Genomic DNA, 13765 nt, shown 5'->3' on the forward strand with positions numbered 1-13765 from the left:
CCACCCCGCAAAGGAACGTGAAGCGCCGCTGCCCGCCGCGTTAGCCTGGGGTCCGCAGACTCCAGCCAGCGGAAATACAGAGGGGCAGACGCAACAGGTGCGCATCGCCAGGTTCTCGATCGACGGCAACGTCGCGTTCGGCGCGGTCGAGGGCGACGGCGCCCCCGGCGACGACTCCACGCTCGTGCTCGACATCATCAAGGGCATTCCCTTCGCGGACTTCGAGCTCTCGGGCACGAAGGTCCCGATGAGCAAGGTCCGACTGCTGCCGCCCGTGCTCCCGAACAAGGTCGTGGCCATCGGCCGCAACTACGCGGAGCACGCGGCGGAGCTCGGCAACGAGGTCCCCGACGCCCCGATCACCTTCTTCAAGCCCTCCACCTCGGTGGTCGGCCCGGGGGACCCGATCACATATCCCTCCTTCTCCCAGGACCTCCACCACGAGGCGGAGCTCGCCGTGGTCATCGGCCGTATGTGCCGGGAGGTCCCGAAGGAGCGCGTCAAGGACGTCATCCTCGGCTACACCTGCGCCAACGACGTCACCGCGCGCGACGTCCAGAAGCGGGAGAAGCAGTGGGCGCGGGCCAAGGGCTTCGACAGCTCCTGCCCCCTCGGCCCCTGGATCGAGACAGACCTGGACCCGAGCGACCTGACCATCCAGTGCACGGTCAACGGCGAACAGCGCCAGCTCGGCCGTACCAGCGACATGGTCCGTTCCATCGAGGACCTGATCGTCCACATCTCCGAGGCCATGACGCTGCTCCCCGGCGACGTCATCCTCACGGGGACCCCGGCCGGAGTCGGCCCCCTCAACGTCGGCGACGAGGTCGCCGTCACCATCGAAGGCATCGGCACTCTCACCAACAAGGTGATCAAGCGTGGCTAACGCGAACTCCCCCAAGCTCTCGACTTCGCTCGAGGAGGGGGTACCCCCCCGCGTACGTTTCTGTCCCTCCCCGACCGGCAACCCCCACGTGGGCCTGGTCCGGACCGCACTCTTCAACTGGGCGTTCGCCCGCCACCACGGCGGTACGTTCGTCTTCCGCATCGAGGACACCGACGCGGCCCGCGACTCCGAGGAGTCCTACGACCAGCTGCTCGCCTCGCTGCGCTGGCTCGGCTTCACCTGGGACGAGGGCCCCGAGGTGGGCGGCCCGCACGCCCCGTACCGCCAGTCCGAGCGCATGGACATCTACGCGGACGTCGCGAAGAAGCTGCTCGACGGCGGCTACGCGTACCACTGCTACTGCTCCACCGAAGAGCTCGACGCCCGCCGCGCGGCGGCCCGCGCCGCCGGCAAGCCCTCCGGCTACGACGGCCACTGCCGCGAGCTCACCCCCGTGCAGATCGAGGCGTACCAGGGCGAGCACCGCCCGGCGATCGTCCGCTTCCGGATGCCCGACGAGCCGATCACCTTCACCGACCTCGTCCGCGGCGAGCTGACCTTCACCCCGGAGAACGTGCCGGACTTCGGCATCGTCCGGGCCACCGGCGCCCCGCTGTACACGCTGGTCAACCCGGTCGACGACGCGCTGATGGAGATCACGCACGTCCTGCGCGGCGAGGACCTGCTCTCCTCCACCCCCCGCCAGATCGCCCTCTACAAGGCGCTGATCGAACTGGGCGTCGCCAAGAGCACCCCCGCCTTCGGCCACCTGCCGTACGTGATGGGCGAGGGCAACAAGAAGCTCTCCAAGCGCGACCCCGAGGCCTCGCTCAACCTGTACCGCGAGCGCGGTTTCCTCCCCGAGGGGCTGCTGAACTACCTCTCGCTCCTCGGCTGGTCCTTCTCCAAGGACCAGGACGTCTTCTCGATCGAGGAGATGGTGTCGAAGTTCGACATCGACGGCGTCAACGCCAACCCGGCCCGCTTCGACCTGAAGAAGGCCGAGTCGATCAACGGCGACCACATCCGCCTGCTGGACCCGAAGGCCTTCGCGGACGCCTGCGCCCCGTGGCTGCAGGCCCCGCACGCCAACTGGGCCCCCGAGGACTTCGACGCCGAGGCCTGGGCGCGGATCGCCCCGCACGCCCAGACCCGGGTGACCGTCCTGTCGGACATCACGGCCAACGTCGACTTCCTGTTCCTGAAGGAGCCGGTGTCGGACCAGGCCTCGTGGGACAAGGCGATGAAGGGCGAGCCGGCCGCGCTGCTCACCACGGCGCGCGCCAACCTGGAGTCGGCGGACTGGACGGACCCCGAGTCCCTCAAGCAGGCCGTGCTGACCGCCGGTGAGGCCCACGGCCTCAAGCTCGGCAAGGCCCAGGCGCCGGTCCGCGTGGCCGTCACCGGCCGCACGGTCGGCCTGCCGCTCTTCGAGTCCCTGGAGATCCTGGGCAAGGAGCGGTCGCTGGCCCGCATCGACGCGGCGCTGGCCAAGCTCGCCGCGTAGCGGCTCCGTACGAGGACCAGGCCCGGACCCGAGGCAGTTGCCAGGGGTCCGGGCCTGAGTTCTGTGCGGCGAGGGGGTTCAGCCCTCGGTGAGGATGGTCCGGGCCGCGGCGACCTTCTTCCGGTGCAGCTCGCGCAGCTCCTGGAGCACCTTCGTATCCCCCGAGACCATCGCCTGCTGGATTTCCGACTCCACGGCGAACCACGAGTTCAACAGATCGGTACGCGTCTTGCAGGCCACGTCGGCCTGCGCCGTGGCCTTTTCCTCCGCCGTCACGGGACCCTCCTGGAATTTCCCCACGGACGGCGGGTCCATCGGTGACGCGTAGATGTATCCCTCTTCCTTCATGTACGCGGACCATTTCCGGAACGCCGCCTGGGTCTCGGGGCGGGCCATCGAGTCCTGATAACTCTGACTCGATATGTGGCGCGCCGTCTCGATGGCCTGCGGGTGTTCGTAGTCCTTGCGGAAATCAAGAATCGATTGGCCCAGGCAGCCCTCTTCCGGGATCGCCTTGCCGCCGTATTCGAGCCGCCCCGTCTTCCCTTCGGATCCTCGTCCGCCGTACAGCACGGATATCTGTTCCTTGCTGAGCTCTTCGTCCTGGGCCGGGGGCTGCGCGGCCGGGAGACGGTAACCGGGGGCAAGGGCGGCGTCCTGCTCGGACAGGCCGTAGCGGCGGTCGACCCCGGGGGCCACGGCGGTGCGCTCGGGCGGCCGGTAGCCGAGCGAGTAGCCGGCCATGCACCTCTTCGCCGGCACCTGCTCGGCGGCTTCGATCGTGGCGTACTCGTCGGCGGTGTAGCTGTACGCGGCCATGGGCAGCCGGAAGGTGCAGCCCGGGGCCGAGAGGGAGGGCCGCCCGCCCGGAGGCTGCGCGGTGCCGGCGTCCGCGGGTCGCACCGCGCCGTCCTGCGAGGTTCCCTGAGCCGAGCATCCGGCCAGAACGAACGCGGCGAGCAGGGCAGTTGCCACTCGTCTCGTGGTCATGCTTTCCGCGCGGGGCTGTGGTGCGCTGCGGGAGTGACGGCCGGCGTCAGTTGAACATGTAGCAGTTCGAGCCCGTACGGGAACCGAAGCCGAGAGAGGCGTTCTGGTGGTAGGTCTTGTTCAGCTTGTAGACGTCGGTGAGGGACGCGACCGCGTCACAGACACCGGCGAAGCCGCTGTTGTAGAAGACGGTGGCCTTCTGCATGCTGCCGTTGTAGAAGGGGGCGGCGTTGTTCTTGACGGGCCGGCCGTATCCGGCCTTGCCCGACTCCAGGTACGTGTATCCGCTGAGGTTGGATATCTCGCCCTCCCAGCCGCTCGTGCCGGTGAAGCTGATCCGGGAGCCGGTCAGGTTGGAGTTGTAGGAGAAGGTGCCACAGTTCGCGTGGTAGGCGTTGCACCAGATGTCATTACCGCTGGAGGCCTGGGCGGGGGCCACGGTGACGGCGAGAGCGGCAACGGCGGGAATTGCCACAGCCATGGCGCGGTGAATGGTGCGCAGGAAAATGCTCCCTGAATGAAGATCGTGGGGGGCGGCACCGGAGTGTCTGCGGACGGCGGCCCCGAAGGTCAAGAAGAATAGAAGTGGATCGTTGAATTCCAGTTCTTGTGTACGCGAGACATGGTCCGCAGGGGTTTCGCATACTTGGGGCATGGTCATCCGAGCGGTTCTCTGGGACATCGACGACACCCTGTTCGACTACACCGGGGCCGATGCCGCCGGACTGGCGCGCCAGCTGGAGGCCGAGCGGCTCGCGGAGCGGTACGGGACCCCCACGCAGGCGCTCGCGCTGTGGCGGGAGATCACCGACCGGCACTGGGCCCGCTTCGCGGCCGGCGAGGGCACCTTCCAGGGGCAGCGGCAGGAGCGGGTGCGGGAGTTCCTGGAGCGGCCGGCGATGACCGCGGACGAGGCCGACGCCTGGTTCGACCGGTACGTGGAGCACTACAAGGCCGCCTGGGTCGTCTTCCCCGACGTGGTCCCCGCCCTCGACGCCCTCGCGACCGACTACCGGCACGGGGTGCTCTCGAACTCCTCCACCGCGAACCAGGACCCGAAGCTGCGCGACCTCGGCCTGCGCGACCGCTTCGAGGTGCTGGTCTGCGCCGTCGAACTCGGGATCAGCAAGCCCGAGGCGGGGGCCTTCCTCGCCGCGTGCGAGGCGCTCGGGCTGCCGCCCGGCGAAGTGGCGTACGTGGGGGACCAGCCGGAGATCGACGCGCGGGGGGCGCGTGACGCCGGATTGACGGCCGTCTGGATCGACCGGACCGGCGGCCGCGGCCCCGGGCCCGAGGGGGCGCACCGCATCGAAGCCCTTGACCAGCTCCCACGGCTGCTGGCACGGGATACCCGTTTTGGAGCACGGTCAGGCATCCGGTAATGTTCTTTCTGCGCCGCCGGAGCGGGCCGAAAGGCCGGACGGAGGCGCCACCCGAAGAAAAGCCCCGGTAAGGGGTTGACTTTTGGTGGGGTATGGTGTAATTGGCAACACGAGGGTTTCTGGTTCCCTTATTCTAGGTTCGAGTCCTGGTACCCCAGCGCAGTGCAGTAGTAACGCAGTGCTTTGCCCCCGTTGTGTAGCGGCCTAGCACGCCGCCCTCTCAAGGCGGTAGCGCCGGTTCGAATCCGGTCGGGGGTACAGATCCTTCCCGCGAGATCTCCAGGGTCGCACCCGGACGTCTTGATGCAGGATCGCTAGGGCCCCCGTTGTGTAGCGGCCTAGCACGCCGCCCTCTCAAGGCGGTAGCGCCGGTTCGAATCCGGTCGGGGGTACTGTTGGTCTGGTCTAGACCACTTTGGGCTATAGTGTAATTGGCAACACGAGGGTTTCTGGTTCCCTTATTCTAGGTTCGAGTCCTGGTAGCCCAGCGCAGTAACAGCAGCACCAGCTAGCCCCCGTTGTGTAGCGGCCTAGCACGCCGCCCTCTCAAGGCGGTAGCGCCGGTTCGAATCCGGTCGGGGGTACGCATCGAAGAGGCCTTCCGCGTTCATCGCGGAGGGCCTCTTTCGCGTTGTGCCGGCGCGCGGACAAGTGCGGGCCCGGAGGCGCGTGTTAGGACGTGTGCGGCGTCGTACGCGCCCCCGGGCCCGGGGGTGAACAGATGGGGATGGAAGGTCAGCCGGAGCGGCGCAGCGCCTCCGTGAGCCGTGCGGCCGCGTCGATGACGGCCTGGGCGTGCATCCGGCCCGGGTGACGGGTCAGCCGCTCGATCGGCCCGGAGACCGATACGGAGGCCACGACGCGGTTCGACGGCCCGCGCACCGGTGCCGAGACGGAGGCCACGCCGGGCTCCCGCTCGCCGATCGACTGCGCCCAGCCGCGACGCCGTACGCCCGAGAGCGCCGTCGCCGTGAAGCGCGCCCCCTGAAGGCCGCGGTGGAGCCGCTCGGGCTCTTCCCACGCCATCAGGATCTGCGCGGCCGAACCGGCCTTCATCGGGAGCGTCGAGCCCACCGGGACGGTGTCCCGAAGGCCCGAGAGCCGCTCCGCGGCCGCCACGCAGATGCGCATGTCTCCCTGACGGCGGTAGAGCTGCGCGCTCTCTCCCGTCACGTCACGGAGGTGGGTGAGTACCGGTCCCGCCGTGGCCAGCAGGCGGTCCTCGCCGGCCGCGGCGGCGAGCTCCGCCAGCCGCGGTCCGAGGATGAACCGGCCCTGCATGTCCCTCGCCACCATCCGGTGGTGTTCCAGTGCCACGGCAAGGCGATGTGCCGTGGGTCGTGCGAGCCCTGTCGCCGCGACCAGCCCGGCGAGGGTGGCCGGACCGGACTCCAGTGCGCTCAATACCAGAGCTGCCTTGTCGAGAACGCCGACGCCGCTAGAGTTGTCCATGAAACGATATTCGCGTCTCACACTGTGAAACGCAAGTTCAATTTTTCCAAGAACGAGCGAGTCTGTATGTGCGGGTCCACGAACCACTGGGTCCGAGCCGTCGTCCGGGACGTGGGGTACGGACGGCACGGCGCACAAGATCTCTATGAAGCGCCGGCACAACCGGCCGGCCGGAGGGAAAGCGATGGGTAGGACACTCGCGGAGAAGGTCTGGGACGACCATGTCGTCCGGCGCGCCGAAGGCGAGCCCGACCTCCTCTTCATCGATCTGCACCTGCTGCACGAGGTGACCAGCCCGCAGGCCTTCGAGGGGCTGCGTCAGGCCGGCCGCAAGGTCCGACGCCTCGACCTCACCATCGCGACCGAGGACCACAACACCCCCACCCTCGACATCGACAAGCCGATCGCCGACCCGGTCTCCCGCGCCCAGCTGGAGACGCTGCGGGCGAACTGCGCCGAGTTCGGCGTGCGCCTGCACTCGCTGGGCGATGTCGAGCAGGGCGTCGTCCACGTGGTGGGACCGCAGCTGGGTCTGACCCAGCCCGGCACCACCGTGGTCTGCGGCGACTCGCACACCTCCACGCACGGCGCCTTCGGCGCGCTGGCCTTCGGTATCGGCACCAGCCAGGTCGAGCACGTACTGGCCACCCAGACGCTGCCGCTGGCCCGCCCGAAGACGATGGCGATCACCGTCACCGGCGCACTGGCCGAGGGCGTCACCGCGAAGGACCTGATCCTGGCGATCATCGCCAAGATCGGCACCGGCGGCGGCCAGGGCTACATCCTGGAGTACCGGGGCGAGGCCATCGAGAAACTGTCGATGGAAGCCCGCATGACCATCTGCAACATGTCGATCGAGGCCGGTGCCCGCGCGGGCATGATCGCCCCTGATCAGACCACCTTCGACTACCTGCAGGGCCGCGACCACGCCCCCGTCGGCGAGGACTGGGACGCGGCGGTCGCGTACTGGCGGACCCTGCGCACCGACGACGACGCGGTCTTCGACGCGGAGGTCGTCGTCGACGGCGCCACGCTGTCCCCCTTCGTCACCTGGGGCACCAACCCGGGCCAGGGCGCGCCGCTGTCGGCCGACGTCCCCGACCCGGCTTCGTACGAGGACGCTTCGGAGCGCCTGGCCGCCGAAAAGGCCCTGGAGTACATGGGGTTGACCGCCGGGCAGCCGCTGCGGGACATCAAGGTCGACACCGTCTTCGTAGGTTCCTGCACCAACGGCCGCATCGAGGACCTGCGCGCCGTCGCCGGCATCATCGAGGGCCGTAAAGTCGCCGACGGCGTACGGATGCTGGTCGTCCCGGGCTCGGTCCGGGTGGCCCTGCAGGCCGTGGAAGAGGGTCTGGACAAGGTCTTCAAGGAGGCTGGCGCCGAGTGGCGGCACGCGGGCTGTTCGATGTGCCTGGGCATGAACCCCGACCAACTGGCGCCCGGTGAGCGCTCCGCGTCCACCTCCAACCGCAACTTCGAGGGCCGGCAGGGCAAGGGCGGGCGCACCCACCTGGTCTCCCCGCAGGTGGCCGCCGCCACCGCGGTGCTGGGCCATCTGGCCTCGCCCGCCGACCTGTCCGCCGCCGACGCGACCGCCGGAGTCTGAACCATGGAAGCCTTCACCACCCACACCGGCCGGGCCGTCCCGCTGCGCCGCAGCAACGTCGACACCGACCAGATCATCCCGGCCCACTGGCTGAAGAAGATCACCCGCGACGGGTTCGAGGACGGGCTCTTCGAGGCCTGGCGCAAGGACCCGGAGTTCGTCACGAACCGCCCGGAGCGCGCCGGCGCGACCGTCCTGGTCGCCGGCCCCGACTTCGGTACGGGTTCCTCGCGCGAGCACGCCGTCTGGGCCCTGCAGAACTTCGGCTTCAAGACGGTCATCTCCTCCCGCTTCGCCGACATCTTCCGCGGGAACTCCCTGAAGAACGGTCTGCTGACCGTCGTCCTCCCGCAGGAGACCGTCGAGCGGCTGTGGAAGCTGACCGAGGCCGACCCCACCGCCGAGATCACGGTCGACCTGGTCGACCGCCAGGTGCGAGCGGAGGGCGTCGTCGCGGAGTTCGAACTCGACGACAACGCCCGCTGGCGTCTGCTGGAGGGCCTGGACGACATCTCGCTCACCCTTCAGAACGAAGCGGACATCGCCACGTACGAAAGCGCCCGACCCACCTTCAAGCCGCGCACGATTCAGGTCTGATTCCTGCCTGATCAGCGCTTATTCACCTTCTGGTGATCACATCGAGAACACTGTGCCCCCCGCCCTCCGGCGGGGGGCACAGCCGTTTGTTGAGGCCCCGTGAGGCGACAACTCGCCCCAGATGGCACAATCTGTGCATGGAACGCGACAGTCAACTCGAGCTCTACGAACTCGTCGCGGACCGGTTGAAAGAAGCACACACACGGGTGCGCTCACTGCAAGTCCCGGAGGGCGTAAGGATGGCGCTGTCCCGGAAGCTGTTGGTCGTCACGGCCGCGGCGAAGCATGATCTCGCCGATGCGGCCAGGCGCCTGGACAGGTTGATGAAGGACCTCGACGAGGGTCGATTCCCTGAAGGCGACTGATGCGAAGGAACTCCGTAACGGCCTACAGCGTTGCGGCACTAGGGTGATTAGCCCGTTTCGTGTTTGATTTGCGGTATATATCCGCCTAACGTGCGAAATAAGCTTGAACACATTCGTTCTGGCGAAGTCTCCGAAGGGGAAGACGTGAACAAGGCGCAGCTCGTAGAAGCGATTGCCGACAAGCTGGGCGGCCGTCAGCAGGCCGCGGATGCTGTCGACGCGGTACTGGACGCGATCGTCCGCGCTACCGTCGCGGGCGACCGGGTCTCGGTCACGGGCTTCGGCTCGTTCGAGAAGGTCGACCGTCCGGCCCGTTACGCCCGCAACCCGCAGACGGGTGAGCGCGTCCGGGTCAAGAAGACCTCTGTGCCCCGCTTCCGTGCCGGCCAGGGCTTCAAAGACCTGGTCAGCGGCACCAAGAAGCTCCCCAAGGGGGGCGAGGTGTCCGTGAAGAAGGCGCCCAAGGGCAGCCTCACGGGTGGTGCCTCCGCGACGGTCAAGAAGGCCGTCGCGAAGAAGGCCACCACCGCCAAGAAGGCCGCGGCGAAGACCACGGTCGCGAAGAAGGTCGTGGCCAAGAAGGCCACGGCGACCGCCAAGAAGGCGGCGGTGAAGAGCACCGCCACGGCCAAGAAGGCCACCGCGGCCGCCAAGAAGACCACCGCCGCGGCCAAGAAGGCCACGCCCGCCGCGAAGAAGACCACCGCCGCGGCGAAGAAGACCGCGCCGGCGGCCAAGAAGGTCACCGCAGCGACGAAGGCGCCCGCCAAGAAGACGGCGACGCGCAAGGCCACCGCGAAGAAGACCACCGCCCGCAAGAAGTAGGGGCACGCGTCACACAGGCCGGGCCGGCTTTCCCCGTGTGGGGGAGCCGGCCCGCGGTGCGTTCGGCGCGCCGGCGACCCGTCCGGGTCGCGGGCGGCCGTGCCTTCAGAACGTCTGCAGCGTCACCAGGGTGATCCGCAGGTTCGCACCCGCGCCGTCCGTCTCGATCCGGACCCGCTGCCCGGGCCGCAGCAGCCGCAGGCCGCCCGCGTCGAAGGCCGGGGCCTCGAAAGGCACCGGAGTGCCGTCGTCCAGCAGCACACTGCCGCTGCGGGTCTGGGAGTCGTACGTGTACGCGGTCGCCTGCATACGGGCACTGTATCGGGCGGTGTGGCGCCCCACGCCGAGGGTGAGAGCGGTACGCAGATCCGCCGCCGTGTCCACGTCCCGGCGCACGCTGTCGACGTCCGCCAGGGCGATTTCCACCGCCCCCGAGGCCGAATGCCTGGCCCGTGACGGCCCACCGAACGAAGGGGTCAATTCCACGTCCGGCGCGGCGGAAAGCAGGGTCGTCCCGATTCCGGCCGCATCCGCCAGAAATGCCCGCGGAAATACCGAAGCGTTTTCGAGCACGCGTTGCAATTCCGGGGGCCTCAGCGCCGGCAGATCGGCGTTCAGCGCGGCCACGGCGGCGCCCGGCCGCCCCGACCGCACGGCCCGCGCCCCGTGGTCCAGGGCCGCGTTGAGCCCGGCCGCCGGGACGTCGGAGACGATCCGCGCCCCGAGCCGCGCCAGTTCCGCACCGGCCGCGGGGTCGTCCGTGACGACCACCACATCCGCGACCGCCGCGCAGGCCAAGGCCCCCGCGACGGTGTCCTGGGCGAAGGCCAGGGCAAGGCCCGGACGAGAGGCGCCCACGGCCCGCGCGAGACGGCTCTTCGCCACCACCAGAGGCTTCAGCGGGACCACCAAACTCCAGACGGCGTTCGTGACGGACCCCTTCCCTCCGGTGCGCTCCGGCACAACCTTCGACCATGGTCAGGTCATGGCCGGGTCATGTGTCGGCCCATTGTCGCCTTCGCCCGGGCAACCCGGGAGTCCGGCGGGGTGAGCGGGGCGTACGGTGTTCTCGACAGAGACCGGGCGTGGGGTGACACTTGTCCGGCCCACGAGGTGCCCAAGCCGCGCACCGGTCCTAGAGGAAGGTGTCCGAGTGTCCCGCCGCAGAATCGGCTTCTGGTACCGCCTGGCGGCGGTCATCGCAAAACCGCCGCTGGTAGTGCTCTTCAAGCGGGACTGGCGGGGAATGGAGCACATTCCGGCCGAGGGCGGTTTTATCACCGCCGTCAATCACAACTCGTATCTGGACCCGCTCTCGTACGCGCACTTCCAGTACAACACCGGCCGCGTGCCCCGATTGCTCGCCAAGGCCGCCCTCTTCAAGGTCCCCATTGTCGGGTCGATCCTCCACGGTAGCGGGCAGATCCCCGTCTACCGCGAGTCCACCAACGCCCTGGACGCGTTCCGGGCCGCCGTGGACGCCATCGAGCGCGGCGAATGCGTGGCCTTCTACCCGGAGGGCACCCTCACCCGCGACCCCGACATGTGGCCGATGGCCGGCAAGACCGGCGCCGCCCGCGTGGCGCTGATCACCAGGGCCCCCGTCATCCCGGTGGCCCAGTGGGGCGCGAACCTCGCGATGCCGCCCTACGCCAAGGAGAACAAGGTCCGGCTCTTCCCGCGCAAGACCCTCCAGGTGCTCGCCGGACCGCCGGTGGACCTCTCGGCCTTCTACGACCGGGAACCCACCCCGGAGGTCCTGCGGGAGGTCACCGAGGCCATCATGGCGGCCATCACCGCGCTGCTGGAGGAGGTGCGCGGCGAGACCGCGCCCGAGCAGCCGTACGACCATCGCAACGCCAGGGCGGAACAGCGGCGCAAGGCCGCAGGGGAGGGCAACAAGTGACACGTCCCGTGAAGGCGACCGTCTTCGGAACAGGCTCCTGGGGCACGGCCTTCGCCATCGTGCTCGCCGACGCGGGCTGCGAGGTGACGCTGTGGGGCCGCCGCCAGGAGGTGGTCGACTCCATCAACACCGGCCGGACCAACCCGGACTACTTCCCCGGCATCGAACTCCCCGCGAACCTCCGGGCCACCACCGACCCGGCCGAGGCCGCGGCCGGCGCCGACTTCACCGTCCTCGCCGTCCCGTCCCAGACCCTGCGCGAGAACCTCGCCGCGTGGACGCCCCTCCTGGCCCCCGACACCGTGCTCGTCTCCCTGATGAAGGGCATCGAACTCGGCACCGCCAAGCGGATGAGCGAGGTCATCGAGGAGGTGGCCAAGGTCCCCGCCGAGCGCATCGCCGTGGTCACCGGCCCGAACCTGGCCGCCGAGATCGCCGCCCGCCAGCCCGCCGCCTCCGTCGTCGCCTGCGTGGACGAGGCCGTGGCCCAGCGCCTCCAGGCCGCCTGCCACACCGCGTACTTCCGCCCGTACACGAGCACCGACGTCACCGGCTGCGAGCTCGGCGGCGCCGTCAAGAACGTCATCGGCCTCGCCGTCGGCATCGCGGACGGGATGGGCCTGGGCGACAACACCAAGGGCTCGCTCATCACCCGCGGACTCGCCGAAGCCACCCGCCTCGGCGTGGCGATGGGCGCCGACCCGCTCACCTTCTCCGGCCTCGCGGGCCTCGGCGACCTGGTCGCCACCTGCTCCTCGCCGCTCTCCCGGAACCACACCTTCGGCACCAACCTGGGCCGCGGGATGACCCTGGAGGAGACCATCGCGGTCACCAAGCAGACCGCCGAGGGCGTCAAGTCCTGCCAGTCGGTGGCGGATCTGGCACGCCGCCACGGGGTGGACATGCCGATCACCGACACGGTGGTGGACATCGTCCACCACGGCAAGCCGACGCTGGTCGCGCTCAAGGACCTGATGGGCCGCAGCGCCAAACCGGAACGTCGCTGACTCCATTCCGCACGTCTGAGCGGGTACTCTCGTGGCGATATGAGCAGCGAGAACCTCCCCCAGACCCCTGAGCAGCAGGGCCGCAAGCCCCGCGTGGCCGTCGTGTTCGGCGGCCGCAGCTCGGAACACGCCATCTCGGTCGTCACGGCGGGCGCCGTGCTGCGCTCCATCGACCGCTCCAAGTACGAGGTGCTGCCCATCGGCATCACCACGGACGGCCGATGGGCGCTGACCGCCGACGAGCCCGAGCGGATGGCCATCGCCGACCGCAAGCTCCCGAGTGTCGAGGAGCTCGCCGACTCCGAGGACGGCGCCGTCGTGCTCTCGGTCGACCCGGCCAGCCGCCAGGTCGTCTACACCGAACCGGGCGCCGTCCCCAAGGCCCTGGGCGAGGTCGACGTCGTCTTCCCCGTCCTGCACGGCCCGTACGGCGAGGACGGCACCCTCCAGGGCCTCCTGGAGCTCTCCGGCATCCCGTACGTCGGCTCCGGCGTCCTCGCCTCGGCCGTCGGCCAGGACAAGGACTACATGAAGCGGGTGTTCACCTCCTTCGGGCTGAGCGTCGGCCCGTACGTGACCATCCGGCCCCGCGAGTGGGAGACCGACCGGGACGCCGCCACGGGCAAGATCCTGGACTTCGCCGCCGAACACGGCTGGCCGCTGTTCATCAAGCCCGCCCGGGCCGGCTCCTCCATCGGCATCACCAAGGTCGACGACGCCTCCGGCCTCGACGCGGCGATCAGGGAGGCCCGGCGCCACGACCCGAAGATCATCGTGGAGGCGCTGCTGCGCGGCCGCGAGATCGAGTGCGGCGTCCTGGAGTTCGAGGACGGGCCGCGCGCGAGCGTCCCGGCCGAGATCCCGCCGGTGTCCAGCCACGACTTCTACGACTTCGAGGCGAAGTACATCGACTCCGCCTCCGGGATCGTGCCCGCCCCGCTCACCCCGGAGCAGACCGCCGAGGTGCAGCGGCTCGCGATCGAGGCCTTCGAGGCCGCGTCCTGCGAGGGCCTGGTGCGTGCCGACTTCTTCCTCACCGAGGACGGCACCTTCGTCATCAACGAGATCAACACGATGCCGGGCTTCACCCCGATCTCGATGTACCCGCTGATGTGGCAGAAGACGGGCATCGAGTACCCGGAGCTGGTGGACAGCCTGATCCAGGCGGCCCTGCGCCGCTCCACCGGCCTGCGCTGAGAGTCGTCCGAAACGCCGACCGCCCGCCGACCGCCTTCGAAG

At 69.3% G+C, this 13765-nt stretch carries 13 protein-coding genes, 5 tRNA genes and 1 pseudogene; 15 read left to right on the forward strand and 4 right to left on the reverse strand.

The window, feature by feature from the left end; translation table 11 throughout:
- The first annotated feature begins 97 nt into the window (after positions 1–97).
- Positions 98–886, forward strand: a complete 789-nt coding sequence (locus tag AB8A24_RS10065) for a fumarylacetoacetate hydrolase family protein (protein WP_030718379.1) — start codon at positions 98–100, stop codon at positions 884–886.
- Entirely contained in the window at positions 879–2393 is a 1515-nt protein-coding gene (gene gltX, locus AB8A24_RS10070) for a glutamate--tRNA ligase (protein ID WP_328961500.1), read from the forward strand. The genes AB8A24_RS10065 and gltX overlap by 8 nt, the downstream gene beginning before the upstream one ends.
- A 78-nt stretch (positions 2394–2471) precedes the next feature.
- Here the strand turns inward: gltX and AB8A24_RS10075 are convergent, their stop codons facing one another.
- The gene (locus AB8A24_RS10075) at positions 2472–3383 is read right to left on the reverse strand and encodes a hypothetical protein (RefSeq protein WP_369475362.1); all 912 of its coding nucleotides are present in this window, start codon (positions 3381–3383) and stop codon (positions 2472–2474) included.
- Positions 3384–3429: 46 nt separating this feature from the next.
- A complete protein-coding gene (locus AB8A24_RS10080; protein ID WP_328961498.1) occupies positions 3430–3864 on the reverse strand; it encodes a hypothetical protein in 435 nt (144 codons plus the stop codon).
- Between the two features lie 172 nt (positions 3865–4036).
- Between AB8A24_RS10080 and AB8A24_RS10085 the strand changes: the two genes are divergently transcribed.
- From AB8A24_RS10085 to AB8A24_RS10110, 6 genes are all read left to right on the forward strand, one after another.
- Complete coding sequence (locus tag AB8A24_RS10085) at positions 4037–4765, forward strand: HAD family hydrolase (RefSeq protein WP_328961497.1); 729 nt, start codon at positions 4037–4039, stop codon at positions 4763–4765.
- Positions 4766–4851: 86 nt separating this feature from the next.
- Positions 4852–4923 (forward strand) — tRNA-Gln (locus AB8A24_RS10090).
- A 27-nt stretch (positions 4924–4950) separates the two neighbouring features.
- A tRNA-Glu gene (locus AB8A24_RS10095) sits at positions 4951–5023 on the forward strand.
- Between the two features lie 61 nt (positions 5024–5084).
- A tRNA-Glu gene (locus AB8A24_RS10100) sits at positions 5085–5157 on the forward strand.
- A gap of 24 nt (positions 5158–5181) precedes the next feature.
- Positions 5182–5253 (forward strand) — tRNA-Gln (locus AB8A24_RS10105).
- A 23-nt stretch (positions 5254–5276) separates the two neighbouring features.
- Positions 5277–5349, forward strand: a tRNA-Glu gene (locus tag AB8A24_RS10110).
- Positions 5350–5500: 151 nt separating this feature from the next.
- Here the strand turns inward: AB8A24_RS10110 and ndgR are convergent.
- Positions 5501–6217: an IclR family transcriptional regulator NdgR gene (gene ndgR / locus AB8A24_RS10115; protein WP_007266782.1), complete on the reverse strand. Its 717-nt coding sequence runs from the start codon at positions 6215–6217 to the stop codon at positions 5501–5503.
- Between the two features lie 184 nt (positions 6218–6401).
- Here ndgR and leuC point away from each other — a divergent pair, with 184 nt between their 5' ends.
- The 4 genes from leuC to AB8A24_RS10135 all read left to right on the forward strand — a co-directional run bounded on the left by leuC (position 6402) and on the right by AB8A24_RS10135 (position 9613).
- On the forward strand, positions 6402–7826 hold the full coding sequence (gene leuC, locus AB8A24_RS10120) for a 3-isopropylmalate dehydratase large subunit (RefSeq protein WP_328961496.1): 1425 nt from the start codon (positions 6402–6404) through the stop codon (positions 7824–7826).
- Between the two features lie 3 nt (positions 7827–7829).
- Positions 7830–8423, forward strand: coding sequence for a 3-isopropylmalate dehydratase small subunit (leuD, locus tag AB8A24_RS10125; RefSeq protein ID WP_266482214.1), 594 nt, complete (start codon positions 7830–7832; stop codon positions 8421–8423).
- A 137-nt stretch (positions 8424–8560) separates the two neighbouring features.
- Entirely contained in the window at positions 8561–8788 is a 228-nt protein-coding gene (locus AB8A24_RS10130; RefSeq protein ID WP_030009267.1) for a hypothetical protein, read from the forward strand.
- A gap of 144 nt (positions 8789–8932) precedes the next feature.
- A complete protein-coding gene (locus AB8A24_RS10135; RefSeq protein WP_369475363.1) occupies positions 8933–9613 on the forward strand; it encodes an HU family DNA-binding protein in 681 nt (226 codons plus the stop codon).
- Positions 9614–9925: 312 nt separating this feature from the next.
- Here the strand turns inward: AB8A24_RS10135 and cofC are convergent.
- Positions 9926–10576 (reverse strand): annotated as a pseudogene (cofC, locus tag AB8A24_RS10140) (2-phospho-L-lactate guanylyltransferase); the annotation flags it as partial.
- Between the two features lie 190 nt (positions 10577–10766).
- Between cofC and AB8A24_RS10145 the strand changes: the two are divergent.
- The 3 genes from AB8A24_RS10145 to AB8A24_RS10155 are packed head-to-tail and all read left to right on the forward strand — an operon-like array spanning position 10767 to position 13723.
- Positions 10767–11519, forward strand: a complete 753-nt coding sequence (locus AB8A24_RS10145) for a lysophospholipid acyltransferase family protein (RefSeq protein WP_328961494.1) — start codon at positions 10767–10769, stop codon at positions 11517–11519.
- Positions 11516–12526, forward strand: a complete 1011-nt coding sequence (locus AB8A24_RS10150; RefSeq protein WP_328961493.1) for an NAD(P)H-dependent glycerol-3-phosphate dehydrogenase — start codon at positions 11516–11518, stop codon at positions 12524–12526. Before AB8A24_RS10145 ends, AB8A24_RS10150 begins: the two co-directional genes overlap by 4 nt.
- Before the next feature lie 39 nt (positions 12527–12565).
- Positions 12566–13723: a D-alanine--D-alanine ligase family protein gene (locus AB8A24_RS10155; RefSeq protein ID WP_030718410.1), complete on the forward strand. Its 1158-nt coding sequence runs from the start codon at positions 12566–12568 to the stop codon at positions 13721–13723.
- Positions 13724–13765: the final 42 nt, after the last annotated feature.

The sequence above is a fragment of the Streptomyces sp. BF23-19 genome (assembly GCF_041106355.1).
Classification (GTDB): Bacteria; Actinomycetota; Actinomycetes; order Streptomycetales; family Streptomycetaceae; genus Streptomyces; species Streptomyces virginiae_A.